This window comes from Lentzea sp. NPDC036949 (genome assembly GCF_055608075.1).
In genome coordinates this window covers 540,152-565,089 of the sequence record NZ_JBVJRA010000003.1, presented here as the reverse complement: position 1 = coordinate 565,089, position 24,938 = coordinate 540,152, and the positions used below count along the sequence as shown (strand labels likewise).

Sequence of the window (24,938 nt, the reverse complement as noted above, 5' to 3'; positions counted from 1 at the left end):
ACGATCGTTCCTGCGGGCGAAAGGGCAGTCTACCGGCGCCCGTGGCGCTGATCGGGCTCATCAGCCGTGACGGCAGACACGAACTCCTCCGGCCACGGGTAGGTGCGCATGCGCCGGTCGACGTCCTCGGCCGGCGCCTCGCTGCGCTGCAGCACGACCTCGTGCGCCGTGCCGAACCGCGGGTGGGCGAGCTTCTCCCGGACGCCGGCCTCGGAAGGACCGCCCGGCCACTCGACGAACCAGCCGTCGCCCAGCGGAAGCGCACGGAGCCAGCACGCGTCGTGCCACAGGTGCACCCGGCGCAGGAGAGCGCTCCCAGTGGCTCCTTCCGCGACCTCCTCGTCGAGCCCGCCGCCGTCTGCGTACTCGACGCCGCGGAACTCGTGCATCCACCGCACGTACCGCATGCCCTGGTCCCACACCGCCTGGTCGACACCGGCGAGGACCACCGACGCCTCCCCTGTGGTGAGCTCGGCGGAGCGCCGGTGCTGCCGGTGGACGAGCCCCGCGACACCCATGCCGTAGCCGCCCTCGGTGCGCGGCAGCAGCTCGAACAGCAACGGCCCCAGCACGCGCGGCGCGAGGTGCAGCCGGACCGCCTCCCCCGGCTCCACCGCGCGGAACGCGTGGGTGGGCGTCGTGATGCTCGCCGGGGGCATGAGCTGGACGATGCTCGCCGCCGTGCAGCCGGCGAGCAGCACCTTGGCCTCCAGCTGCTGCTGGGCCGCGGTGGTCGCGTCGGGCAACGGCGCCCCGTCGCGCACGGCGGGAACGGCCTGCGAGAGGTTCTCGCCCGTATAGGTGCGCCGCAGGTCGGCGAGCTGGTCCGTGGTGGACAGACGTGCCATGGCAGCAGTCCTCGTTTCCGCCGCCCGGCTCGGCCGACAAGGACGCATGTGCACGCGTCTACGTGGTCAGTGCGCAGTTCGTGAGCAGGAGTTGCTGAACTCTGCGACGGACTCCGCTCCACTGCCGGGAGAGCGGCTCCAGCCCCACGTCTGCTCGACGCCACCGACCACGGTACCGGATCTGCGCACCCGATTTTCTGTCCGCGCCGACGATCAACCGGTACCGCACGTCGACGGTGAGCCGCGGCGCGCTGGTCGCGCATGCAGAACCGCCCGGACGTGTCGGTCACCGGGTTCGTGGTCGAGGACTGGTCCACCACCGCGCCTGGAACTCCGCGGGCCGGTTCGTCCGATGTGGACGACGTGGTGGGCGGTGGCGCCGCCGTCCGGGCCCCTGACCCGCAGCCGGCGAACAGGAAGACCAGCCCTCGTCGTGCACCGGACGCCCCGCCACCCGATCTTCGGCAGGTGCGCACGGCCCCCTCGCCGGTCGTGACGACGCCCGGCGGGCGCGGGTCCGTCGAAGAGGCATCGAACAGGTGGTCCTGAGCACCAGACCTGCTGCACGACCGTTGCCGGTGCGATAAGCGCCCCTTAGCGTCGAGCGCATGCCCAATGGTGCCGAGAGCCTGCTGGCGATGGTGGCCGCGCACGACGTCGAGGTGGTCTTCGGCCTGCCCGGTGTGCACAACCTGGCGGTGTGGGAAGCGCTTGCGGCGTCCGGCGTCAGGATGATCGGCGTGCGGCACGAGCAGACGGCCGTGTACGCGGCGGACGGGTACGCGCGGGCGACCGGGCGGCTCGGTGTCGCGGTGGTGACGACGGGGCCGGGGGCGGCGAACACGCTCGGTGCGACGGGCGAGGCGATGGCGTCGGGCAGTCCGGTGCTGGTCATCGCGACGGACATCTCCAGCGCGGTGCGGCGGCCCGGCGTGTACCGCGGGGTGCTGCACGAGACGCGGGACCAGCGGGCGTTGTTCGGCCCGGTGACCAAGGCGGCGTTCGACGTGCCGGCGGCGGACGAGCTGCCCGCGTACGTCGACCGGGCGGTGCGCACCGCTCTCGAAGGCGCGCAGGGGCCGGTGTACCTCGGGGTGCCGACGGACTTCCTGACCGCGGAAGTGGAGTGGGGTGTCAGGTCTGCCACCGGCGAGCAGCCGCCGGTTCCGGACCTGTCCGAGGCGGTGGAGCTGGTCGGGAAGGCCGAACGGCCGCTGCTGTGGGTGGGCGGCGGTGCGGCGCGGTCCGGGGCCGGGGCGGCGATCAGCGCGGTGAACGACAGGCTGAACGCACCGATCATCACCACCTACGGCGCGCGCGGCATCAGCGACCACCCGCTCGTCGTGCGCGGACCGGTGCACGCACCGGTGGTCGGCGCGCTGTGGGACGAGGCGGACCTCGTGGTCGCCATCGGCACCGACTTCGACGGCATGATGACGCAGAACTGGTCGCAGCCCAAGCCACGCGCCCTGCTGTCGATCAACATCGACGAGGCCGAGCTGTCGAAGAACTACCCGGCCGACGTGGCGTTGCTCGGCGACGCGCGACACGTGACCGCGGCGCTCGCCGAAGCGGTCCCGGTCAAGAAGGCCGCCGTGGACGTCGAACGGGTCAACGCGGCGGTGCGGGAGTTCGTGCGCGCGGACTCGCCGGAGGCGGCGGTGTTCCTGGACGCGATGGCGGGCGTGGACGCCACGATCGTCGCCGACATGTGCATCCCCGGCTACTGGCTCGGCGGGTTCCACCACGTCCGCAGGCCGCGCGGGCTCGCCTACCCGGTCGGCTGGGGCACGCTCGGGTTCGGCTTCCCCGCTGCCATCGGCGCGGCGGTGCACGGGCGCACCATCGCGGTCGTGGGCGACGGCGGGTTCCTGTTCGCGTGCGGCGACCTCGCGACGGTGCGGCAGGAAGGGCTGCCGTTGACCGTCGTGGTCGTGGACGACGGCGGGTACGGCATGTTGCGCTACGACCAGCAGATCGCCGGCCACGCGGTCACCGGCGTCGACCTCACCCGCCCTGACTTCGCGAAGCTGGCCGAAAGCTTCGGCATCCCGGCGGTCACGCTCGACGGGTTCGGCGGCCTTGCCGAGGCGCTGACGGCCGAGGGCCCGAACGTGGTCGTGGTCAACGCCAGGCTGCAACCTCCGGTCAACACCTCTCCGCGCTGGTACCGCACAACCACCGGCTGATCATGTTCGCGATCGACCGGGAGCCCGCCGAGCAGTCGGCTGGCAGACTCCTGCCGTGACCCGAACCTGGCCCGAGAACCTCGCGACCGACGAAGGTGTGCTCGCCTGGCAGTTCCTCGACTTCCTGCGCAGGACGGCCGTCCTGAAGGTCGACGGCCTGACCCGCGAGCAGGCGGCCGCCGCCCCGATCGCCACCTCGCCGAAGCTGACCGCGCTCGGCGTTCTCAAGCACCTCGTCGCCGTCGAGCGCTACTGGCTCTGCATCGCGGGCGCGGGCCTCGGCCTGCCGTCGCTGTGGGAGGGCGACCCCGACCCGTCGTGGGACCTCGACCCGGCCGACACGCCGGAGACGCTCATCGCCGCCTACCGCGCGGAGTGGGCCAACGCCGAAGCCCTCCGGGACCGCGGCGCGGACGCTGTCGCGGCGGACGGCAAGCGCACGGTGCGCTGGATCCTCGCCCACGTGGCCCAGGAGACCGCACGCCACGTCGGTCACCTCGACCTGCTGCGCGAGCTCGCCGACGGTCAGACGGGCGAGTAGGGGCGCGATCAGGAAACGCCGGCCCAGGCCACGACCAGCAGCAGGGCGACCAGCCCCAGGAAGTGCCACGGACAGAGGTCGAGCCGCCTGCCGGGCACCTCACCCGCGGGCGGCACGGCCGGGCGGTGCCGCTCGATCTCCTCGCGCATCCGGTGCTGCACCCGGCTGCCGCCCAGTGCGCTCGCGAGCGAGAACGCCCCCGCGGTCACGTCGACCCGCTCCCCCGTCGTGAGCACCAGGACGACCTCGCGGGTCACCTCGACCTCGCGCAGCGCCGTCCACGGCACCCAGTAGGAGCGGAACCAGTTGACGACCCGCACCCCGGACTCGTGGACGCGCACCGCCGGGTGCGCGAAGACCATCCAGCAGAACCAGATCAGCGGCGCCATCACCGCGACGAGCTCCGTCTGCTGCGCGAACCCGGCACCGGGGAGCGGGTGCAGCAGGACGTAGGCCGTGCCGCCGGTCCCACCGATGGCCAGGGACCAGCCGACCGCGCTGTCGGACCTCCTGCGCAGCACTGCTCTCGCCTTCACCCGACGCATTGTCGCCGACTCCCCGTTCTCCCGGTCACGGCAGGCCGACGTGGTCGCCCACGGCGTCCTCGCAGGCCTGGTGCAGGGCGTTGACCGCGTCGTGCAGCAACGGGTTGGTGTTCGCCGTCCGGTGCACGACGTGCACGTGCCGCCGCAACGGCTTGCCGCGCAACGGCATCGCGTGCGTGCCGCTGAGCGCCTTGTGGCCGAGCGCCGGCACGAGGGCGACGCCGACGCCCGCCGCGACGAGCGACTGCACCACCTCGTAGTCGTTGCTGCGGAACGCGATCCGCGGTGCGAACCCGGCCGCGGCGCACAGCCGGGTCAGGCAGGTGGCCCCGGACGTGCCGTCCCGTGACGCGATCCAGCGCTCGTCCCGCAGGTCCTCCAGCCGCACGGTGACCCGCGCCGCGGGGTGGTGCTCCGGCACCATCACCAGCAGCGCCTCGTCCAGCATCGGCCGCACCGTCAGCTCCTCCGGCCACGTCCGGGGAACGAGGTCGTAGGCGTAGACCAGCGCCAGGTCGAGCTCCCCGGTCAGCACCAGCGGCAGCACGTACTCCGGCTCGCCCTCGTCCAGCCGGATCTCGGCACCGGGCAGCTCGGCCGTGAGCCGGGCGAGCGCCCTCGGTACGACGCGCGACGACGCCGTGGGGAACGTGCCGATCCGCAGCCGCCCGCGCAGGCCCTGCACCACCGCCTTCACCTCGTGCTCGAACCCGTCGAACGCGGCCAGCAGCTCCGCACCCCGGTCGGCGATGAGCAGCGCGGCCGACGCGGGCCGGATCGAGTGCGCCTCGCGTTCGAACAGCGTCACGCCGACCGCCCGCTCGAACGCCGAGACCTGCTGGGACACCGCCGACGACGTGTAGCCCAGGCGGCGGGCCGCCTCGGCGAACGAACCGGTCCTCACGACCTCGACGAGCGTGCGGAGATGCACCGGGTTGAGCACCAGGCCAGCTTATGCTCGACAACGCGAGGTTTCGCTCTGCCGCCTCTGGTGTTCTCGCCGGGCAGCTACCAGGGTGGAGGCATGGCCTACGTCTCCACGAACCCGTCGAACACCTCCGACGTGGTCATCGAGATCGAGCTCGGGACCAGCGCGACCTTCATCGACGCCGCGGGACGCGCGAAGGCGGCGCAGCGCGAGTGGGCTCGGGTGCCCGCCCCCGTGCGCGGTCAGGTCATCGGCAACATCGGCCGCCTGGTGGAGGCCAACGCCGAGAAGCTCGCCCAGCTCGTGACCCGCGAGATCGGCAAGCCGATCGGCGAGGCCCGCGGCGAGGTGCGGGAGATCGTGGACACCTGCGACTTCTTCGTGGGCGAGGGCCGCCGCCTCTACGGGCAGACCGTCCCGTCGGAGATGCCCGACAAGCAGCTCTTCACCTTCCGCAACCCGGTCGGGGTGGCCGCCGTGATCACCGCGGGCAACTTCCCCGTGGCGGTCCCGTCCTGGTACGTCGTGCCCGCGCTGCTGTGCGGCAACTCAGTCGTGTGGAAGCCCGCCGAGTACTCCGCCGCCTCCGCCCAGGCCTTCTACGACCTGTTCCAGGCAGCCGGCCTCCCCTCGGGCGTGTTCGAGGTCGTGTTCGCCGAGGGCGCGGAGACGTTCACCGGCCTGGAACGGGCCCTGCAGCAGGGCCTCGTCGACAAGGTCGGCTTCACCGGCTCCACCGAGGTCGGTGTGCGCATCGGCGAGCTCTGCGGCCGCCACCTCCAGACGCCGTGCCTCGAACTCGGCGGCAAGAACCCGATGGTCGTCACCGAGGACGCCGACCTCGACCTCGCCGTGCAGGGCGCGTTGTTCGCCGGCTTCGGCTCCGCCGGCCAGCGCTGCACCTCGCTCGGCACGGCGATCGTGCACGAGTCGCTGTACGACGAGTTCCTGGCCCGCTTCACCGCGGCCGTGTCCGACGCCGTCGTCGGCGACCCGACCGGCGACGTCCTCTACGGACCGCTGCTGGACGAGAAGTTCGCGCTGGCGTACGAGAAGTACCTCGGCTGGATCGGTGAGCACCACGTGGTGCACGGCCCGATCGGTCGCATCACCTCCTCCCACCCTCGTGGTGGGTTCACGGGCACGGGCGGCTTCTTCTACCACCCGGCGGTCGTCTCCGGCGTCCGCGCGGACGACGAGCTGTTCCTGCAGGAGACCTTCGGCCCCATCGTCGGCGTGATGGCGTACTCGTCGCTGGACGAGGCCGTCGAACTCGGCAACGCACCGGGCTACGGCCTGTCGTGCTCGATCTACACCACGGACCCGGACAAGGCGTTCCGCTTCCGCGCGGGCATCTCCGCCGGGATGGTGAGCGTCAACAACTCGACGTCCGGGGCCGAGGCGCACCTGCCGTTCGGCGGCAACGGCAAGAGCGGCAACGGCTCCCGGCAGTCGGGTGTGTGGGTGCTCGACCAGTTCACCCGGTGGCAGTCCATGAACTGGGACTACTCGGGCACGCTGCAGAAAGCGCAGATGGACACGCTCGAGATCGAGGCGGACCTTGGCTTCCGGCTGTGACGGTGGCGGGGCGCCGAGTGCCGTCGTGAGCCCGGCTCCCGCTGCACCGGTGCAGCGGGTGGCCTGCGGCTCGGTCCGGCCGACGCGCCCGGGACCGCCGTGGCGCCACGAGATCGGAGGCCTGCCATGACGTCCGGCTCAGTGGAGCTCCCTGCGCGGGCTGAGGTCGTCGTCATCGGTGGCGGGGTGATCGGCACGTCCATTGCCTTCCACCTCGCCGAAGCGGGCGTCCGCGATGTCGTCGTCGTGGAGAGGGACGAGCTGGGCTCCGGGTCCACCTGCAAGGCTGCAGGCGGGGTGCGCGCCCAGTTCTCCGACGAGCTCAACATCAGGCTCGGTGCTCGGTCTCTCGAAGCGTTCCAGCGCTTTCCGCAGCGGCCCGGGCAGGAGATCGATCTCCACCGGGTCGGCTACCTGTTCCTCCTCTCCTCGGCTGACCACGTGACGGCGTTCGAGCGCAACGTCGACCTGCAGAACTCCCTCGGCGTGCCGAGCCGGATGCTGTCGGTCGAGGAAGCCCGGCGGTTGTCTCCGCTGGTCGAAACGGACGGTCTGCTGGCGGCGGCCTATTCGCCGGAAGACGGACACTGCACGCCCGAGTCCGTGGTCCTGGGATATGCCACCGCTGCCCGCCGGATGGGGGCCCGTTTCTGCACCGGAACTGCCGTGGAATCGATAGTAGGGGCCGGGTCCGACACTTTTCGGGTCGAAACCGGCCGCGGCACCGTCATCACCCGGACGGTGGTCTGCGCGGCCGGTGCGTGGTCGCGCTCGATCGGCGAGATGGTGGGCGTCGACCTGCCGGTTTCCCCGCTGCGGCGGCAGGTGGTGTTCACCGGGCCCATGCCGGAGTTACTCGATCGGGTGGTTCCCTTCACCATCGACTTCGGCAGCACCTTCTACTTCCACCGCGAGGGCCGCGGCCTGCTGTTGGGCATGTCCGACCCGGACGAGACGCCGGGGTTCAAGCTGGAGGTGTCCGACGCGTGGCTGCCGCGGCTCACCGAGGCGATCGGCCGGCGGGCACCGCGGCTGCTCGACGTCGGCGTGCGCACCGGGTGGGCCGGGCTGTACGAGGTGACCCCGGACCACAACGCGCTCATCGGCCAGGCGGAGGGCGCGGGCCGCTTCTTCTACGCCACCGGGTTCTCCGGGCACGGTTTCCTGCAGGGACCCGCGGTCGGCGAGGTCGTGCGCGACCTCGTGCTGGGCCGGGAGCCCTTCCTCGACGTGTCCGCCCTGGACGCCTCCAGGTTCACGGCCGGCCAGGCGCGGCCGGAGCTCAACTGCGTGTGAAGCCCGACCGGGAGGGGGAAGTGCGGTGGACGTTCTCCAGCTCATGGACGAGTGGGGACCCGAGAAGGTCGTCGCGGTGTCGGACCGGCGCACCGGCATGAAGGGCGTGCTGGTCATCGACAACACCGCGCGCGGCATGGGCAAGGGCGGCACGCGGATGAGCCCCGGCGTGACGGTCGCGGAGATCGCGCGGCTGGCCAGGGTGATGACGTGGAAGTGGGCCGGGGTCGACCTCTTCTTCGGTGGCGCCAAGGCGGGGATCCGGTTCGACCCCGCCTCCCCCGGCAAGGAGGCGGCGCTGCGGGCGTTCGCGCGCAAGCTGTCGAACGAGGTGCCGCGCGAGTACGTGCTGGGCCTCGACATGGGCCTCACCGAACGGGACGCCGCGATCGTCCAGGACGAACTGTCGGACCGCGGCGCTATGATGGGCGCACCGGCTCAACTCGGCGGCTTGCCGTACGACGAGCTGGGCGTCACCGGGTTCGGTGTGGCCGAGGTGGCGGACGAGCTGATGCCCCTGCGCGGCAAGCGGGTCGCGATCCAGGGCTTCGGCGCGGTGGGTGCCGCGACGGCGAAGCGGTGCGCCGAGCTGGGCGCGATCGTGGTGGCCGTCTCTTCAGTTCACGGCGCGTTGGTGGACGCCGGAGGTCTTGACGTCGACCGGTTGTTGCGGCTGCGCGCGGAGTGCGGCGATCTCGCGGTGGAGGAACACGGCGGCGGTGCCCTGCGGGCGCTCGGCGCCGAGCTGCGGGTGCCGTGCGACGTGCTGGTGCCCGCGGCGGTGCAGGACGTCGTCGACGCCGATCTCGCGAAGGAGCTCGACACCGCGCTCGTGGTCGAGGGGGCGAACCTGCCCACCTCCCCCGCGGCGCAGGAGGTGCTGGCCGCGCGCGGGATCACCGTGGTGCCGGACTTCATCGCGAACGCCGGCGGCGTGGTCGCGGCGGCCTTCGGGATGGACGCGCGGTACTCGCCGTTCCCCGTCGACCCCGCGGTGGTGCTCGACGCGGTGTCGGTGAAGCTGCGCGCGAACGCGGCCACCGTGCTCGCCGAAGCGCGCAACCGGGGTACGACAACACATGCAGCAGCGAGAGAGGTGGCTCAGGAACGCGTGCTCGCGGCGATGCGGCTGCGGGGGCGGGTCGCATGAGCTCGCTCGAAGGGGTGGTGATCGCCGACTTCAGCAGGGTGCTGGCCGCGCCCTACGCGACCATGGTGCTCGGTGACCTGGGTGCCGAGGTGGTCAAGGTCGAACAGCCCGGCCGGGGCGACGAGACCCGCACGTGGGGTCCGCCTCACCACGGCGACGAGGCCACGTACTTCCTGTCCGTCAACCGGAACAAGACGTCCGTGCAGATCGACCTGGGCACCGCGGCGGGCCGGGAGCAGGCGCGCGAGCTGATCGCGCGCGCCGACGTCGTGGTGGAGAACTTCAAGCCCGGCACGATGAAGAGGTTCGGACTGGACTACGAGTCGCTCGGCCGCGACGACCTCGTGTACTGCTCGATCTCCGGGTTCGGCTCCGGCAAGGGGGCCGACCTGCCCGGCTACGACCTGCTCGTGCAGGCCGTCGGCGGGTTGATGAGCGTGACCGGTGACGGCACGCCGGTGAAGACCGGTGTGGCGCTGGTCGACGTCCTGACGGGCTTGCACGCCTGCGTGGGCATCCTGGCCGCGTTGCGGCACCGGGAGAAGACCGGGCTGGGGCAGCGGGTCGAACTCAACCTGTTGTCGGTGTTGTTGTCCAGCATGGTGAACCAGAGCGCGGGCTTCACGCTGGCCGGTGCGATCCCGGAGCCGCTGGGCAACCGGCACCCGTCGATCGCGCCGTACGAGGTGTTCCCGACGGCTGACCAGCCAATCGCGCTCGCGGTGGGCAACGACCGGCAGTTCCGCCGGTTGTGCTCGGTGCTCGACGTGCCGGAGCTGGCGACCGACCCGCGGTTCGCGGCGAACCCGGACCGGGTGGAGAACGTGGACGCGTTGTTCGAGGTCCTCGCGCGGCAGCTGCGGGAACGGCCGGCGCGGCACTGGTTCGAGACCTTGACGCCCCTGGGCGTTCCGTGCGGGCCGGTGAACGACATCGCGCACGCGTTCGCGCTGGCCGAGTCGCTCGGCCTCGCTCCGACCACGACGATCGACGGCATGACGCTCGTCGCGAACCCCATCCGCCTGTCGCGCACACCGGTGAGCTACCGGCTGCGCCCGCCGAAGCTGGAGCCGTGAAGTGCAGGACCCGTTGCAGCTGCTGGACATCCCGTCGTTGCTGAGCGACGAGGAGCGCGACATCCAGGCCACCGTCGCGGCGTTCCTGGCCGACCACGTCCGGCCGCACGTCGCCGGCTGGTTCGAGGAGGGCGTGCTGCCGCGTGAGCTGGCGCGTGAGCTCGGCAAGCTCGGTGTGCTGGGCATGCACCTGGAGGGCTACGGGTGTGCGGGCACGTCGGCGTTGGCCTACGGGCTCGCGTGCCTGGAGCTGGAGGCCGTGGACAGCGGCATCCGCAGCTTCGTGTCGGTGCAGGGCTCGCTGTCGATGTTCTCGATCTGGCGGTACGGGTCGGAGGAGCAGAAGCAGGAGTGGCTGCCGAGGCTCGCGGCGGGCGAGGCGATCGGGTGCTTCGGCCTGACCGAGCCCGACCACGGCTCGAACCCGAAGGGCATGCGCACGCGCGCGGTCCGCGACGGCTCCGACTGGGTGCTCGACGGCACCAAGACGTGGATCACGAACGGCGGGCTGGCCGACGTCGCGACCGTGTGGGCGCAGACCGGCGACGGCATCCGCGGGTTCCTCGTGCCGCGCGGCACCCCGGGGTTCACGACGCACGACATCAAGCACAAGCTGTCGATGCGGGCGTCCGTCACGTCCGAGCTGGTCCTGGAGGGCGTGCGGCTGCCCGACAGCGCCCGCCTGCCGGGGGCGACGTCGCTGGGCGCACCGCTGTCGTGCCTGAACGAGGCCCGGTTCGGGATCGTGTTCGGGGCGGTCGGTGCCGCCAGGGACTGCCTGCGGACGGCACTGGGCTACGCGGCCACGCGGATCCAGTTCGACCAGCCGATCGCGGCGTTCCAGCTGACCCAGCGCAAGCTCGCGACGATGGCGGTGCAGGTGAACAACGCCATGCTGCTCGCGCTGCACCTCGCGCGGCTGAAGGAGGAGGGCCGACTCAGGCCGGAGCAGATCAGCGTCGGCAAGCTCAACAACGTCGAGGCGGCCATCGCGATCGCGCGGGAGAGCCGGACCGTGCTCGGCGCGAACGGCATCTCGCTGGAGTACTCGCCGCTGCGGCACGCGAACAACCTGGAGTCGGTGCTGACCTACGAGGGGACCTCCGACATCCACCTGCTCTCCATCGGCCACGCGTTGACCGGAATCGCCGCATTCCGCTGATCTTCGCCCTATCCTGCACTGGCAGTTCGTCGAAAGACGTTCGACGGGGAGGACGTCCTGCCAGTGGACACGAGCAGCCGCAGCGACGCGCGCCGCAACCGCAAGCGGTTGCTGGAGGCGGCGACGCACGTTCTGCGGGAGGAGCCGACGACGGCGACGATGCAGTCCATCGCTCGCGAGGCGTGCCTTTCGCAGGCGACCGCGTATCGGCACTTCCCGTCCGTGGAGGCGCTTGTCGTCGCCTACCACGAGGACGTCATGACGTCGTTGGCCGAGCACGGCGAGAAGTCGCGCAAGACCGGCAAGGACCTGTTCGAGCACCAGGTGGCGCACTGGGTCGAGCTGCAGGACGTGCACGGTCCGGTGATCGCGCGGTTCTGGTCCCAGCGCGGGTTCCTCGACCGGCTGCGCTGCTCCGACGCCACGGCGGCGGTGTTCTGCCGCGCGTGGGACCGGGCTTTGCGCGGCGTGCTGATCGACCTGGCGCTGCCGGACCCGCTGCTGCCGGTGGGCCGGTTCCTGCACAACGCGCTGTTCGACCCGCGGGAGATCCTCGACCTCACGAGAGCCGCCGGACTCCCTGGCGAGCAGGTGGTCCGGCGGCTCTCGGACGCCTTCTACGGTGCGTTGTCGGGGTGGGCCCGTTCCGGGGCCTGACGGGTCAGATGCCGAGCGGGAGCACCCACCTGAGCTCGGACTTGACGTTCGGGCGGCCGTCGACCGGGTTCTCCCCCGCGATGCCGCCGGCGGCGATCTTGTCGAGCGTCTTCAGGCCCTCGGGCAGGATCTGGCCGAACACGGTGTAGTTCGGGCGCAGGACCGAGTCGGACTGGACGAGGAAGAACTGCGAGCCGTTGGTGTCCGGGCCGGCGTTGGCCATGGCGAGCGTGCCGCGCGGGTAGATGCGGCGCTGGCCGGTCGGGTCGTTCGGCACGGGCTGCAGGTCAGTCGGCAGCTCGTCCCGGTACCTGTACCCAGGGCCGCCCTCGCCGGTGTTGGACGGGTCGCCGCACTGCAGCACCTTCAGCGTCGGGTACGCGGTGAGGCGGTGGCACTCGGTGCTGTTGTAGAAGCCGCGGTGGGCGAGGTGGATGAAGCTGTGCGTGGTGCACGGCGCCTTGGTGCGGTCGAGCACGAGCGGGATGTCGCCCTGGTTGGTCTTGACCTTGACCAGCACCTTGCCCCTGGTGAACCAGGGGTCGTGCGGCACGGGCACCGGGCGGGCTGCGGGCTCCTCGGGCGTCGCGGTGTAGCCGCAGTCCGGCCTGGCCAGGTCTTCCTGCGCGGCCGCGGTGCCCGTCGTGCCGAAGACGACGGCGAGTGCCGCCACTGCCAGTCCAGCTGCGATTCGCCTCATGCGCGTTTCCTAGTGGAGGGGGTCGTGGCCCGGCAAGGGTTAACGGATCACTCAGCTGCCGGTCATCTGCGTCCCTCCACGCGTGGCTCGCCACGCTTCACCCCATCCAGCGACGTGTACCGGATGCCAGACCGGGTATCCCGACTCCATAGGGAGGTGATGCAGTCATGGGCTTCGACGAGTTGAAGGACAAGGCAAAGGACCTCGTCGGTCAGCACGGCGACAAGGTCGACCAGGGCGTGGAGCGCGCAGGCCAGTTCGCCGACGAGAAGACCGGCGGCAAGCACAGCGAGCACATCGACCAGGGCGAGGACAAGCTCAAGGAAGGTCTCCGGAAGTTCGGCGGCCAGCAGTGACCTCCGCGGCCGGCGCACTCATCTGGAGTGCGCCGGCCGCTTTCGCTTCAGCACGCGACCAGCACCCCGTGCAGCCGAACCCACCGGAAGTGGGCATCTGAGGCTGTTCGTGCGGGTGAGTCGCATGTGAGTTAGGCGGGAAACCGCCGAACGCGCTGTCTGCGCACCACCCGTCCGAGTTACTTCCGCGATCCTGCCGTCCCGGTTACCGTCGTTCGCCGGGATCGCGGAGGTGAAGGTGGATCCGAGCGGGCTGTCGAGAGCGGCACGGCTCACCGCGTTGGCCGGGTTGTGCCTGGTCACGGTCCTCCTGCTGCTCCCGGCGGCGATCAGCGTCAGCACCGGCGGCACCGCTCCGGAGTTCCTCGGCGAGTTCGGGCGCTGGCTGTGGCCGGCGGTGGGCGTGATCGTGCTGGTCGCGGTGGTCCTGGCCGTCTGGGAACGGGTCCGCGGGCACGAGACGTCGAGCCGGTCGGCCGCGCTGAACCGGGTCGAGGCGCGGGTCAAGGCCCTGCTCGCCTCCTCGCTCGCCGCGCAGACCCAGGTCAAGCTCGGTGTGCTGCGCCAGCCGAAGCTGTCCGTCCGTGCGGACGGCGACGAGATCTCCTCCACCGACCTGCCCGCCGTGTACGACCGGCTCGGCCACACGATGGTGCTGGTCGGACCGGTCGGCAGCGGCCGGTCGACGCTGCTGCGCGAACTCTGCCTGGTGCTCGTGGAACGGGCCCGCAACGACCCCGGCGCACCGATCCCGGTCGTGGTCGACCTCGCGACCTGGCGGCCGTACGGCGCGCGCAAGCCCACCGAGTTCACCGCGTGGCTGCTGCGCGAGATGAACCGCCGCTACGGGATCAGCCGCTCCGCCGGCACGATTTGGCTGCGCCGGAACCGGGTGGCCGTGCTGGTCGACGGGCTCGACGAGGTGCCGCGCGCCGACCGCGAGCACTGCGAGTCCGAACTGGCGCCGTTCGCCTCGGTCGTGGTCTCGACCGGACCCATCGAGAACCTGCCGTCCGTCCATGTCGACCCCCTGTCCCGCGGCGAGGTGCTGGAGTACGTCGCGTCGGTCAGCCCGCGGCTCGACAGCCTGGAGGCCGCGCTGACCCCGGAGGTGTGGGAGCAGCTGACCTCCCCGCTGGCGCTGAACCTCCTGGCGCTGACGCACCTCGACAAGCAGGTCGACACGATCGGCACGGACCTCGTCGGTTCCTTCGTCGTCGAGCGGCTCTCCGGTCAGCGCGGGGCCGGTCCTGCGATCCGCGCGCTCAAGTTCCTGGCCCGGCTCGGCCGACCGGACCTCGGTGCGCCCGTGCACATGCCACACCGCCGTGCGTGGTTACCGCTGCTGCCGACGCGTCCGCTGTGGTTGCTGTTCATCCGGGCCGTACCCGCCGCATTCGCCGGTGGGGTGTGTGCGGTGACGTTCATAACCGGGCTGCAGCTCGGCTTCTGGTCCGCGTTGACGTTCGTGGTGTCGGCTTCGCTGATGCTGGTGTGGGTGAACAAGCTGCCGCACGTGTTCCATCCGCCAGGGCGCGCACACGGTCTGATAACCGCCGGGATGGGTTTCCTGGCCGGTCTGGTCATGGGCTTGTTAGTCGGTTTCGTGGGTTTGTGGCTCGGCGGGATAGCAACGCCGTGGCCGTACTTCGCCGCGTATGCGTTCGTGGTGGTGGCGACATTCTTCTTGGCATTGGGTTTTGTCCCCGGTGACGCGCCTGTGCCGTGGTCGATCCTGATCACGGCGGCGCCCGGTGTGTCCATGGTGTGGGTCGGGCCGCATTCCGTCCTGGCCGGTATGGGACTGGGGTTCTCCGCGGGTGTGGCGGGCGGCGTGTTCGCGGCGGCGGTGGGACGGGTGTGGCGCACGGTGCGCCCGGCACAGCACCAGCGGATGCGGCTCGGCCGGCCGTGGTGGGTGCAGCCCGCGGTGCCGTTGGCCGGTGCGGTGGGGCTGCTGGGCGGCATCGCGTCGTTCGGGTCGTGGGGTGCGGCGCTGGGCGTCGCGCTCGGGTTGATGGTGACACCGGTCGCCGCCCGCGACTACGTCTGGCCGTTCGACGCGCTCGCGGAATGGGCGGCGGAAGGCCTCACCCGGCCGTTGTCGCTGGGTGAGTTGTCGTTCCGCCGCACGGCTTTGCTGCACCTCGCCGAGGACCGGCTGCTGCTCACGCAGGTCGACGGCGAGTACCGCTTCACCCACGTCGTGGTGCGCGACCACCTGGCTGCCTGCGACCCGACCGCGCTGGTGAGGGCCACCCGTCGTTGAACCGGGCCGTTCCGCGGGCCGTACGGCCTGACAGAAGGGTCGGGTGTTGCACATGCGCTGGTCAAAGGGCTGGATCGCGGCCGCCGGGGTGTTCTCGGTCGTGGCCGCGGTCGGGGGTACGGCCTTCGCTCTGGCCGGATCGGGTTCGCCGTCGGCGCAGACCTCGGTCGCCGGCAAGGAGGTCTGCGCCGGAAAACCACTTGAGCTCAAGGAGGTCGGCGGGCCGGCCGGGGTGTTGTCGGACCAGATCCCGGTGGGGACCTCGCTGCGCATCACGAATCTCGCCAACAAGCGCAGGATCACCGTTCCCGTGGTGGGGACGGCGCAGAAGTGCGCGGTGCTGAACTACGCGGCGTACGAGACGCTGCGGTCGCCGGACGCCGCGCGAGGTGGAGCGGAAACGGTTCTCCGGCGCGTGCTCGTGGAGATAGTGGGAAATGCGCCGGCGCCGGACCCGTCGGCGAAGGCGCAGGTGCGGGCTTCCGGGACCGCGGGACGAGTTGTGTGCGAGGGGGCTTCGGTCGCGTTGTCCGACGTGGGCGGGGCACCCGAGGCGTTCTCGTCCGTCCTGCCGGTCGGGACCGTGGTGCGGGTGACGCACCTCGACAGCGGGCGGCAGGTGACAGCGCCCGTCGTCGGGGTGGGACGCGGGTGCCTGGTGTTGAACCGGACGGGGTTCGCCGCGGTCGGGACGTCGGGCAGGAACGTGGTGGGCGGGGTGCGGATCGAAGCGGTGGGGTGAGGCCCCGTCACCAGTCGAGGGGCTCCTCGGGCTCGGGCCACTCCTCCGGTTCCGGCAGCGAGGAGAACCCGTCGTCGTCCGAGGCGCCGGGGGCCCAGGCACCGGCTGCGGTGGCGCGCGACGACGGCCGGGCGGACCGCGCGGGCTTCGCCGGGGTGCCGGTGCCGAGGAGCGCCTGGTCCGGTGCCGCGGCACCGGGACCGGCGTCGGCCACCAGTTCGAGGACCGCGGTGCCGTACTTGGTCAGCTTGGCCTGGCCCACACCGCTGACGGTGCCGAGGGCCGCGAGCGTGGTGGGGCGGGAGGCCGCGATGCCGCGGAGGGTGGCGTCGTTGAAGATCACGTAGGCCGGGACCGCCTGCGTGCGGGCCTGGTCGGCGCGCCACTTGCGAAGGGTCTCGAAGAGCGGGGCGGCCTCCGCGGGGAGGTCGGCGGCGGCCTTCGGCTTGGCACCCGGTGTGGCGGTGCGGGTGGTGGAGCGGGCCGGGGTCATGTCCTTGCGCATCATGACCGTGCGCTTGCGGGACAGGACGTCGCCGCTGGCCGGCGTGAGGACGAGCGTGGAGTACTCGCCCTCCACGGCGAGGAGGCCCTGGGCGAGGAGCTGGCGGACCACACCGCGCCACTCCGACTCGGTGAGATCCTCGCCGAGGCCGAAGGTGCTGAGGCGGTCGTGGTCGAACTGCAGGACCTTGGCGGTCTTGCGGCCCAGCAGGATGTCGATGGCCTGGCCGGCACCGAACTTCTGGTTGCGCTCGGTGCGCAGGCGCCAGACCGTGGAGAGGAGCTTCTGGGCCGCGACCGTGCCGTCCCACGACTCGGGCGGGGTGAGACAGGTGTCGCAGTTGCCGCAGGGGGTGCCGGGTTCTCCGAAGTAGTCGAGCAGCGAGGTGCGGCGGCAGTTGACGGTCTCGCAGAGGGCGAGCATCGCGTCGAGGTGCGCCTGGCTGCGGCGGCGGAACGCCTGGTCGCCCTCCGAGGACTCGATCATCTTGCGCTGCTGCACGACGTCGGCGAGGCCGTAGGCGAGCCAGGCGGTGGACGGCAGGCCGTCGCGGCCCGCGCGGCCGGTCTCCTGGTAGTAGCCCTCGACGGACTTCGGCAGGTCGAGGTGGGCGACGAACCGGACGTCCGGCTTGTCGATGCCCATGCCGAAGGCGATGGTGGCGACCATGACCAGGCCGTCCTCGCGCAGGAAGCGGGCCTGGTTGCGCTGGCGGACCGAGGCGTCGAGGCCCGCGTGGTACGGCAGCGCCTCGACGCCGTTCGCCACCAGGAACTCGGCGGTCTTCTCGACCGAGGCGCGCGACAGGCAGTAGACGATGCCCGCGTCACCGGCGTGCTCGCCGCGCAGCAGGTCGAGGAGCTGCTTCTTGGGCTCCTTCTTCGGCACGATCCGGTACTGGATGTTCGGGCGGTCGAAGCTGGAGACGAACAGGCGGCCGTCGCCGAGGTCGAGGCGCGTGAGGATCTCCTTGCGGGTCGCCTCGGTCGCGGTGGCGGTGAGGGCGATCCGCGGGACCTTCGGCCAGCGTTCGTGCAGGTGGGCGAGCGAGAGGTAGTCGGGCCGGAAGTCGTGGCCCCACTGCGAGACGCAGTGCGCCTCGTCGATCGCGAACAGCGCGATGTCGGCCTTGTCGAGCAGCTGCACGGTCGCCTCGGAGCTGAGCCGCTCGGGTGCGAGGTAGAGCAGGTCGAGCTCGCCCGCGACGAACTCCGCCTCCACCATCCGGCGCTCGTCCCACGACAGCGACGAGTTGAGGAAGCCCGCGCGCACGCCGAGGGCGCGCAGCGCGTCGACCTGGTCCTGCATCAGCGCGATGAGCGGGGAGATCACCACGCCGGTGCCGGACCGCACCAGCGCCGGGATCTGGTAGCACAACGACTTGCCGCCGCCGGTCGGCATGAGCACGAGCGCGTCGCCGCCCGCGATCACGTGCTCGACGATGTCGGCCTGCTCGCCGCGGAACTCGGGGTACCCGAAGACGCGCTGCAGGACCTGCAGCGCGTCTCCGTGGTCGGTTGAACCCATGCCGCCGATGCTAGCGAGCGGCACCGACAACGCGGGGAGCTAGCTCAGCGCGCTCTGCGTACCTGCGGAAACGCTGAGCGCGGTGATCGGGGCGGCGGACGCGGCCGGCACCGTGCCGCGGATCGGGACCCGCACCGAGGTGTCCGCCAGGTCCACGGTCAGCCGGGGCAGCCGACCCGGCGCGACGATCACGCTGGAGTCGGTGCCGCCGATCAGCAGGCCCAGGCGGTGGCCCGCCGGGACGAGGTGGTCCGTTGTGGACAGCCGGAACGTGATGCGGTACTTGGTGCCCGGCGTGATGGTGCGCGTGGTGGAACGCGACTCGTAGTTCGCGAGGTCGGCCCACCCGCGCGCGATGACCTGCGCGTCGACGTTGCCCGCCGTGGTCTCGGTGTTGCGGTAGCAGGCGTCGTCGCCGGTGCGGCTCTCGCCCCAGCACGACTCCGCGGTCAGCGTGCGGATGCCCTCACCGGTGCGGACCCGCGCCGGGCCGTAGTCGACGAGGTACGCCGTGAGGTGCGCGGTCGGCGTCGAGGACGACACCCCCACCGTGATCGACGACGTGCCCGCGACCAGCAGGTCCGACGTCAGCGGCGCGGTCGAGTGGACGACCCGGCCGGTGTTCGAGCCGGAGAGCCACGAGGACGGCGTGCCGCTGCCGTTGTCGGTGAACGCCGCGGTCCCGGTACCGGGCGTCGTGCCGAGGCCCGCGGCAGAAGGCCGCAGCACCTGCGTGGTGGTCCCGGCGGGCGGCCACGTCTGCGTGTCCTCCCACTGGTCCGGGTTGCGTTCGACGGACGCCTGGGCCTCGTTCTCGATGCCGTTGGGCACGTCGAGCAGCCAGCGGTCGAACCACCGGTGCAGCGTCGGCACCCATTCGGCGCGCCGGAAGTCGAACGGGTCGACGTGCGCGGTCTGCGAGAACCACAGCTTCTTCGGCACGGTCGCCGGCAGCGCGTCCCAGAACTGGCCGTACTGCAGCGTCTTCACGTTGAGGTCGTTCTGGCCGTGGATGGCGAAGACGGACGCCTTCACACGCGAGGCGTTGCGCACGAAGTCGCGTTGCTGCCACATGGCCGTGTAGTCGCCGTTGGCCGGAGAGCCGTTGTTGATCTCCGTGCGCACGGCACCACAGCGCGAGCTGGCGTTGGAGTTCTCGAACTGCGAACCCAGGCCCGTCGGGGAGCTGTAGCTGCGGTAGGAGACGCCGTCGGAACGGAACCAGTCGTACCACGAGCTGATAGCGGCAATCGGGACGATGGTCTTCAAACCGTCGATACCGGTCGCCGCGACGCCGTTCGCGATGGAGCCGTCCCACGACTTGCCGATCATGCCGACGGCGCCGGTCGACCAGCTCGCGGACTTCGTCGTGCTGCCGGTGACGGTCGTGTAGCCGGTCCGGCGGCCGTTGAGCCAGTCGATCACGGCGCTGGCGGACGCGATCTCCGCCCGCCCGCCGACGTCGACGCAGCCGCGCGACCGGTTCGTGCCGAGGAAGTCGACCAGCACGACGGCGTAGCCGCGCGGGACGAAGTAGTTGTCGTAGAAGAGCGGGAACTTCACCGGGACGCCGGCCGAGTCGTAGGTCTTGACCTCGCTCTCGTTGCCGCGGCCCGCGCTCTGGTAGTACGGGCTGGCGTCCATGATCACGGGCACGCGCCCGGTGGTGGCGGGTCTGATGACGTCGGCCGTGACGCGGTCGCCGCGGCCGTCGCCGTCGAGGTCGAGGCCGGTGTCGACCCAGACGCTCTCGCGGACGGCGTCGGCCATCGAGTGGATGGGAGCGGACACGCCGCCGGACAGGGTGAACGCCGGTGTCGCCGCTGTGGCAGGGATTGGCGCGAGGGTCAGGGCCCCTACTAACGCCACTACAACACGAGCACGGTTCATGAACTTTCACGCTACGGAGTGACAAAGTCACCTAGCAGAGTCGAAAGTCTGGTTCCGCAGAGTTGCGACCGGTCCCCGTGACGCTGAACATACGACCTCGTGAGCTTCACCTTCGAGCCGGCGCGCACGCGGATCGTGTTCGGTCGCGGCACCTCCTCCTCCGTACCCGCCGAGGTCGAGCGCCTGGGCGCCGCGCGGGTCCTGCTGATCGCCCGGCACGGCGGCGACCGGGTCGCCGAGGCGCTGGGACCGCTGCTCGCGGCCCGGTTCACCGGCGCCACCGTGCACACCCCGGTCGAGGTCACCGACCGGGCGCTCGCGGTGCTGCGCGAGCACGGCGCGGACTGCGTCGTGTCGGTCGGTGGCGGGTCCGGCACCGGGCTCGCGAAGGCGTTGTCGGTGCGCGCGGGCGTGCCCCAGGTCATCGTTCCGACGACCTACGCGGGCTCCGAGGTCACGCCGGTGCTGGGCGAGACGGCGGACGGGCTGAAGAAGACCCGGCGGGACGCGGCGGTGCAGCCGGACACGGTTGTCTACGACGTCGACCTGACGCTGGACCTGCCGCTGGACGTCACGGTGACCAGCGCCGTGAACGCGCTCGCGCACGCCGTGACGGCACGCGGCAACGAGAACCCGTTGATCGACGCCATCGCCGTCAAGGCCATCGACGGCATCTTGCACGCACTGGCTGACGATCCGTCCACGGTGGACGCACGGACCGAGTTGTTGTACTCGGCGTGGTTGGCGGGAACGTGCCTGGCGTCGGTTCCCATGGGGCTGCACCACAAACTGGCGCACGTTTTGGGTGGATCGTTCGGAATGCCCCATGCCGCAACGCACACGGTGTTGCTCCCCCACACCGCACCCGCCGACCTGGGCGGGCGCGTCCACGACACCGCGGCACGGTTCGGAGCCGCGACCTCGTTGCGGGAGCTGGGATTGGCGGAGTCCGATTTGTCCCGCGCCGCGGAGATCGCCGAGCACCCGGAGGCCTTGCGCGTGCTGGCGAACGCGTGGCGCGACGCACCGATCAGCTGAAGCGTTGTCAGCCTTAAGGCTGATGTTCACGTCATCGAACCGAGACCAATCTCCGATGTGGAACCTGTAGATCTGCTGATGAACTGACGGCATGTCCAGCCCCTTGGATCTGTCCCTGCTACACGGGCCGATCCCCGTCGCCGCGACTGCCGCGGGCGTGGTCGCGCTGCTCTTCCTGGCGATGCGGGCGAAACGGACGTGGTGGACGCGCGTGCTGCCGTTGACCGTGCTGGGCTGTGCGCTGGTCGTCGCGGGGCTGGCGTACGTGGTCGACCACGTGTGGAAACCGTGGCCGGAACCGCTGCCGGCGGTCCTGCTCGGGTGGCTGGGCGCGGCACTGGTCGGTCTCTGCCTGGCGGTCGCGCGGCTGCGGGCCGGGCGGTGGTACCTGCGCACGTTGAGCGTGGTGGCCGCTCTTGTCGTCGTGTCGAGCGCGGTGACGGCGACGAACGCGTTCTTCGGGCAGTACCCGACGATGCGGGCGGCGCTGGAGGTCTTCAGCAACCCGACCGTGGACCTCGACGAGGCCGCGAAGCCCGGTTCGGCCGTCCTCGAGGTGCCCGCGGGCAAGCGGCTGGCCGACGTGTGGCGCAAGCCGCCGGACCTGCCGGACAAGGGGACGGTCTCCGAGGTCGACATCCCGGGCGCCTTCAAGGCACGTCCGGCGTGGGTGTATCTACCACCGGCGTACTCGGCGACCCCACGGCCCCGATTGCCCGTCATCGTGCTGATGGCGGGTCAACCGGGCAGTCCGCGCGATTGGCACGACGCCGGACGGCTCGTCGAGAACATGGACGCGTTCGCACGCGCGCACGACGGGCTCGCGCCGGTCGTGGTGGTGCCCGACCAACTCGGTGCGGTGACGGCGAACCCACTCTGCCTCGACTCGAAGCTCGGGCAGTCGGAGACGTACCTCGCGCGGGACGTGCCCGCGTGGGTCAGGAAGCGGCTGACCGTGGACGAACGCCGGGAGGCGTGGACCGTCGGCGGGTTCTCGCACGGCGGCACGTGCTCGTTCCAGCTGGCCGTGCGCGCGCCGGACGTCTACGGCAACTTCATCGACCTCAGCGGCCAGGCCGAGCCCACGCTCGGCACGCGCGAGGAGACCGTCAAGGCCGCCTTCGCCGGGGACGAGGCGGCGTTCCTGCGGGTCAACCCGCTGGACGTCCTCGCGCGCGAACGGTTCCCGCACACCGCGGGGGTCATCGTCGTCGGCCTGGGCGACCCGGGGTTCCGCGAGGCGAACGCGCTGGTGCTCGAAGTCTGCCGCAAGGCGGGCATGGACGTGGTGCGGCACGAGCTACCCGGCGGGCACGACTGGAACGTGTGGCGGGCCGGGCTTTACGAACACGCGCTGCCGTGGCTCGCGGCACGGACGGGGTTGAGCAGGTGAACGGGGTGGTGGCCGTGGCGCGCAGGGCGCGGCGGATGATCGCGCGGTTGTTCCGGACGGCACCGCTGACGTGCTCGTTCCTGGTGGTGTTCTGGACCGTCGGGACGCTGGCGCCGCCGGTCGACGAGATGCTGGAGCGGGTCGGGTTCGGCACGGACAGTCCGGCGTGGACGGTGCTGACCTCGGTGCTGTGGGCGATGGACCTGCCGGGCTACGTCGCGACGACGGTGTTCCTGCTGGTCTTCGGCGCGCTGGCGGAACGGGAGTTCGGATCGCTGCGGACGGCGGCGATCTTCCTGGTGTCACACGTGGTCGGCGCGTTCCTGGGCATCTCGTGGGTGCTGCTCGGGCAGGCCGCGGGCTGGTGGTGGCTGGACTCGCTGGTCGGCCACGTGGCCGCGGGGCCGTCGATCGGCGGGGTGGGGCTCGCGCTGGCGCTGACGTTCCGCCTGCCACCGCTGTGGCGGCGCCGGGTGCGCTTGTTCACGATCTTGTCGGTGCTGGTCCTTACGCTCTACTCGGGATGGTTGGAGGACCTGCTCCGGCTGTCCGGTGGTGTGGTGGGTCTGCTGGTCGGAGCGTTGTTCCTGAAGGGAGGTGGCGAGCACAGGGCGCGCACGTTGCAGGAGACGCGGGTGCTGGTGGCGTTGCTGCTGGCGGCCTCGGCGCTGGGACCGGTGGTGGCGATGCTGTCGCCCAACCAGGACGGTCCGCTGTGGTGGTTCGCCGACGTCGTGGCGGTCGTGCAGCCGTCGCAGGACGAGGTGGCGGTCGTGTGCGGCAACCCGGACGCGGTGGACCTGTGCCGGACGATGCTGGTCCAGCTGTCGTACGGGCGGTTCCCGGCGCTGGTGATGTCGGTGCTGCCGGCGATGCTGCTGCTGGTGCTCGCGGAAGGCCTGCGGCGCGGACGGCGGTTCGCGTGGTGGTCGGCGCTGGTCTGCAACGCGGCGTACGCGGCGTTCATCGGGTGGTACGTCGTGGAGGCTGCGCAGATCCCCGAACGCGGGGCGCTGGACCTGGCGTTCTCGTACAGCGTGCCGATGCTGGTGCCGCTCGCGATCACGGTCGTGCTGCTGGTGACGCGTCGTCACTTCGACGTCGCGCTGCCCCCGCGTGCCGTGGTGCGGTTCTGGCGGTTCACGCTGGGCAGTGTGGCGCTGCTGTCGGCGCTGTACGTGTTCGGCGGGTACCTGGTGCGCGACGAGCTCACGCCGGCGCCGGGGTTCTCCGAGCTGCTCGCCGACCTGCCCGCGCGGTTCCTGCCGCCGGGGTACCTGGTCGGGCTCGTGCCGTTGCAGTTCTCGGCGGACGGGTTCGTGGGCGCGCTGCTGTTCGAGTACACCGGCGTGGTGTTCTGGCTGATCGCGCTCGCCGGTCTGCTGATGGCGTCGTGGCGTTCCTGGCCGACCGCGTGCACCGAGGCGGCCGAGCGCGCGCGTGCGTTGATGCGGCGCCACGGCGGTTCGTCGTTGTCGTACATGACGACGTGGCGCGGCAACCAGTACTGGTTCACGCCCGACGGCGAGACGGCCATCGCGTACCGCGTGGTCGCGACGATCGCGCTGACCGTCGGCGACCCGATCGGTCCGGCGCCTCTCGCGGCCGTGCGCGGGTTCGCCGAGTTCTGCGCGCGCAACGGCTGGACGCCGTGCCTGTACAGCGTGGGCGCGGCGACCAGGGACGCGGTGGCGGGCCTCGGCTGGTCGGCCGTGCAGGTCGCCGAGGACACCGTGGTGGAACTGGAGGCGCTGAGCTTCACGGGCAAGAAGTGGCAGGACGTCCGCACCGCGCTGAACAAGGCGGCGAAGGCGGGCATCACCGCGGAGTGGTGCACCTTCGCCGACGCGCCGTTCGCGATCACCGACCAGATCCGGTCGATCTCGGCGGAGTGGGTGGCGGACAAGGGCCTGCCCGAGATGGGGTTCACGCTCGGCGGGCTGGAGGAGCTGACCGGAGAGGGGGTGCGCTGCCTGGTAGCGGTCGACGCCGACCGCACGGTGCACGGTGTCACGAGCTGGCTGCCGGTCTACGCCGACGGCGAGGTCGTGGGCTGGACGCTGGACTTCATGCGCCGACGCTCGGAGGGGTTCCGCGGCTCGATGGAGTTCCTGATCGCCTCCGCCGCGACGTCGCTGAAGGAGGAGGGCGCGCGGTTCCTCAGCCTGTCCGGTGCCCCGCTGGCCCGCCTCGACCGCGGCGAACCCCCGCGCGGGGTGCAGCGCGTGCTGGACCTCACCGGGCAGGTGCTGGAGCCGGTGTACGGGTTCCGGTCGCTGTTCGCGTTCAAGGCGAAGTTCCAGCCGACCTACCGGCCGATGTTCATGGCGTACCCGGACTCGGCGGCGCTGCCCCGCATCGCCAACGCGGTGAGCCGCGCCTACCTGCCGCACCTGAACGCGCGGCAGGGCGTCCGCCTGGCCGGCAAGATGATCATCCGTTCCCGCGACCGCGAGCCCGCGCCCGTGCGCTGACCTGTGGGCGCGCCGGGTGAGAGTGCTAGGCCGAAAGGGTGGTGAGTCGATCCTTCTCGCCGTGGCGCGCGCGA

At 71.3% G+C, this 24,938-nt stretch carries 21 protein-coding genes; 15 read left to right on the top strand and 6 right to left on the bottom strand.

Annotated elements, in window-relative coordinates; translation table 11 throughout:
• Positions 1-29 precede the first annotated feature (29 nt).
• Positions 30-848 (bottom strand): hypothetical protein, encoded by an 819-nt coding sequence (locus ACZ7CD_RS12155; RefSeq protein WP_470378883.1) that lies wholly within the window; start codon positions 846-848, stop codon positions 30-32.
• Positions 849-1,109: 261 nt separating this feature from the next.
• Between ACZ7CD_RS12155 and ACZ7CD_RS12150 the strand changes: the two genes are divergently transcribed.
• From ACZ7CD_RS12150 to ACZ7CD_RS12140, 3 genes are read left to right on the top strand one after another with little or no spacing between them, the layout of a single operon-like run.
• The gene (locus ACZ7CD_RS12150) at positions 1,110-1,397 is read left to right on the top strand and encodes a hypothetical protein (RefSeq protein WP_458430817.1); all 288 of its coding nucleotides are present in this window, start codon (positions 1,110-1,112) and stop codon (positions 1,395-1,397) included.
• A 59-nt stretch (positions 1,398-1,456) separates the two neighbouring features.
• Complete coding sequence (locus ACZ7CD_RS12145) at positions 1,457-3,037, top strand: thiamine pyrophosphate-binding protein (RefSeq protein WP_470378882.1); 1,581 nt, start codon at positions 1,457-1,459, stop codon at positions 3,035-3,037.
• A 55-nt stretch (positions 3,038-3,092) separates the two neighbouring features.
• Complete coding sequence (locus ACZ7CD_RS12140; RefSeq protein ID WP_470375680.1) at positions 3,093-3,578, top strand: mycothiol transferase; 486 nt, start codon at positions 3,093-3,095, stop codon at positions 3,576-3,578.
• An 8-nt stretch (positions 3,579-3,586) separates the two neighbouring features.
• Here the strand turns inward: ACZ7CD_RS12140 and ACZ7CD_RS12135 are convergent, their stop codons facing one another.
• The gene (locus tag ACZ7CD_RS12135) at positions 3,587-4,114 is read right to left on the bottom strand and encodes a PH domain-containing protein (protein ID WP_360390097.1); all 528 of its coding nucleotides are present in this window, start codon (positions 4,112-4,114) and stop codon (positions 3,587-3,589) included.
• A 34-nt stretch (positions 4,115-4,148) separates the two neighbouring features.
• The gene (locus tag ACZ7CD_RS12130) at positions 4,149-5,066 is read right to left on the bottom strand and encodes a LysR family transcriptional regulator (protein WP_470378881.1); all 918 of its coding nucleotides are present in this window, start codon (positions 5,064-5,066) and stop codon (positions 4,149-4,151) included.
• An 81-nt stretch (positions 5,067-5,147) separates the two neighbouring features.
• Between ACZ7CD_RS12130 and ACZ7CD_RS12125 the strand changes: the two genes are divergently transcribed.
• The 6 genes from ACZ7CD_RS12125 (at position 5,148) to ACZ7CD_RS12100 (ending at position 11,970) form a co-directional block, all read left to right on the top strand.
• Positions 5,148-6,629, top strand: a complete 1,482-nt coding sequence (locus ACZ7CD_RS12125; protein ID WP_470378880.1) for an aldehyde dehydrogenase family protein — start codon at positions 5,148-5,150, stop codon at positions 6,627-6,629.
• 126 nt (positions 6,630-6,755) lie between these two features.
• Positions 6,756-7,925, top strand: a complete 1,170-nt coding sequence (locus ACZ7CD_RS12120) for an NAD(P)/FAD-dependent oxidoreductase (protein WP_470378879.1) — start codon at positions 6,756-6,758, stop codon at positions 7,923-7,925.
• Between the two features lie 25 nt (positions 7,926-7,950).
• Positions 7,951-9,075, top strand: coding sequence for a Glu/Leu/Phe/Val family dehydrogenase (locus ACZ7CD_RS12115; protein WP_360390109.1), 1,125 nt, complete (start codon positions 7,951-7,953; stop codon positions 9,073-9,075).
• Positions 9,072-10,151: a CaiB/BaiF CoA transferase family protein gene (locus tag ACZ7CD_RS12110; RefSeq protein ID WP_360390112.1), complete on the top strand. Its 1,080-nt coding sequence runs from the start codon at positions 9,072-9,074 to the stop codon at positions 10,149-10,151. The genes ACZ7CD_RS12115 and ACZ7CD_RS12110 overlap by 4 nt, the downstream gene beginning before the upstream one ends.
• A 1-nt stretch (position 10,152) precedes the next feature.
• Positions 10,153-11,313 carry an acyl-CoA dehydrogenase family protein gene (locus ACZ7CD_RS12105; protein ID WP_360390115.1) on the top strand — a complete coding sequence of 387 codons (1,161 nt, stop codon included), beginning with the start codon at positions 10,153-10,155 and terminating at the stop codon, positions 11,311-11,313.
• Between the two features lie 63 nt (positions 11,314-11,376).
• Positions 11,377-11,970 (top strand): TetR/AcrR family transcriptional regulator, encoded by a 594-nt coding sequence (locus ACZ7CD_RS12100; RefSeq protein ID WP_360390118.1) that lies wholly within the window; start codon positions 11,377-11,379, stop codon positions 11,968-11,970.
• Positions 11,971-11,974: 4 nt separating this feature from the next.
• On the opposite strand, the gene ACZ7CD_RS12095 is transcribed toward ACZ7CD_RS12100, so the two are convergent.
• Positions 11,975-12,670 carry a peptidylprolyl isomerase gene (locus ACZ7CD_RS12095; protein WP_360390121.1) on the bottom strand — a complete coding sequence of 232 codons (696 nt, stop codon included), beginning with the start codon at positions 12,668-12,670 and terminating at the stop codon, positions 11,975-11,977.
• 167 nt (positions 12,671-12,837) lie between these two features.
• Between ACZ7CD_RS12095 and ACZ7CD_RS12090 the strand changes: the two genes are divergently transcribed.
• The 3 genes from ACZ7CD_RS12090 (at position 12,838) to ACZ7CD_RS12080 (ending at position 16,037) form a co-directional block, all read left to right on the top strand.
• Positions 12,838-13,026 (top strand): antitoxin, encoded by a 189-nt coding sequence (locus ACZ7CD_RS12090; RefSeq protein ID WP_360390123.1) that lies wholly within the window; start codon positions 12,838-12,840, stop codon positions 13,024-13,026.
• A gap of 232 nt (positions 13,027-13,258) precedes the next feature.
• Complete coding sequence (locus tag ACZ7CD_RS12085; protein ID WP_470378878.1) at positions 13,259-15,295, top strand: hypothetical protein; 2,037 nt, start codon at positions 13,259-13,261, stop codon at positions 15,293-15,295.
• Positions 15,296-15,347: 52 nt separating this feature from the next.
• Positions 15,348-16,037 carry a hypothetical protein gene (locus ACZ7CD_RS12080; RefSeq protein ID WP_360390129.1) on the top strand — a complete coding sequence of 230 codons (690 nt, stop codon included), beginning with the start codon at positions 15,348-15,350 and terminating at the stop codon, positions 16,035-16,037.
• A 7-nt stretch (positions 16,038-16,044) separates the two neighbouring features.
• Here ACZ7CD_RS12080 and recQ read toward each other — a convergent pair whose 3' ends face one another.
• Positions 16,045-18,069 (bottom strand): DNA helicase RecQ, encoded by a 2,025-nt coding sequence (gene recQ, locus ACZ7CD_RS12075; protein ID WP_360390132.1) that lies wholly within the window; start codon positions 18,067-18,069, stop codon positions 16,045-16,047.
• Between the two features lie 39 nt (positions 18,070-18,108).
• Positions 18,109-19,959: a Xaa-Pro dipeptidyl-peptidase gene (locus tag ACZ7CD_RS12070; RefSeq protein ID WP_470378877.1), complete on the bottom strand. Its 1,851-nt coding sequence runs from the start codon at positions 19,957-19,959 to the stop codon at positions 18,109-18,111.
• Positions 19,960-20,058: 99 nt separating this feature from the next.
• Here ACZ7CD_RS12070 and ACZ7CD_RS12065 point away from each other — a divergent pair, with 99 nt between their 5' ends.
• The 3 genes from ACZ7CD_RS12065 (at position 20,059) to ACZ7CD_RS12055 (ending at position 24,864) form a co-directional block, all read left to right on the top strand.
• Positions 20,059-20,997, top strand: coding sequence for an iron-containing alcohol dehydrogenase (locus ACZ7CD_RS12065; RefSeq protein ID WP_470378876.1), 939 nt, complete (start codon positions 20,059-20,061; stop codon positions 20,995-20,997).
• A 91-nt stretch (positions 20,998-21,088) separates the two neighbouring features.
• A complete protein-coding gene (locus tag ACZ7CD_RS12060; RefSeq protein ID WP_470370641.1) occupies positions 21,089-22,390 on the top strand; it encodes an alpha/beta hydrolase in 1,302 nt (433 codons plus the stop codon).
• Positions 22,387-24,864: a rhomboid family intramembrane serine protease gene (locus ACZ7CD_RS12055; RefSeq protein WP_470378875.1), complete on the top strand. Its 2,478-nt coding sequence runs from the start codon at positions 22,387-22,389 to the stop codon at positions 24,862-24,864. Before ACZ7CD_RS12060 ends, ACZ7CD_RS12055 begins: the two co-directional genes overlap by 4 nt.
• The last annotated feature ends 74 nt before the right edge of the window (positions 24,865-24,938 follow it).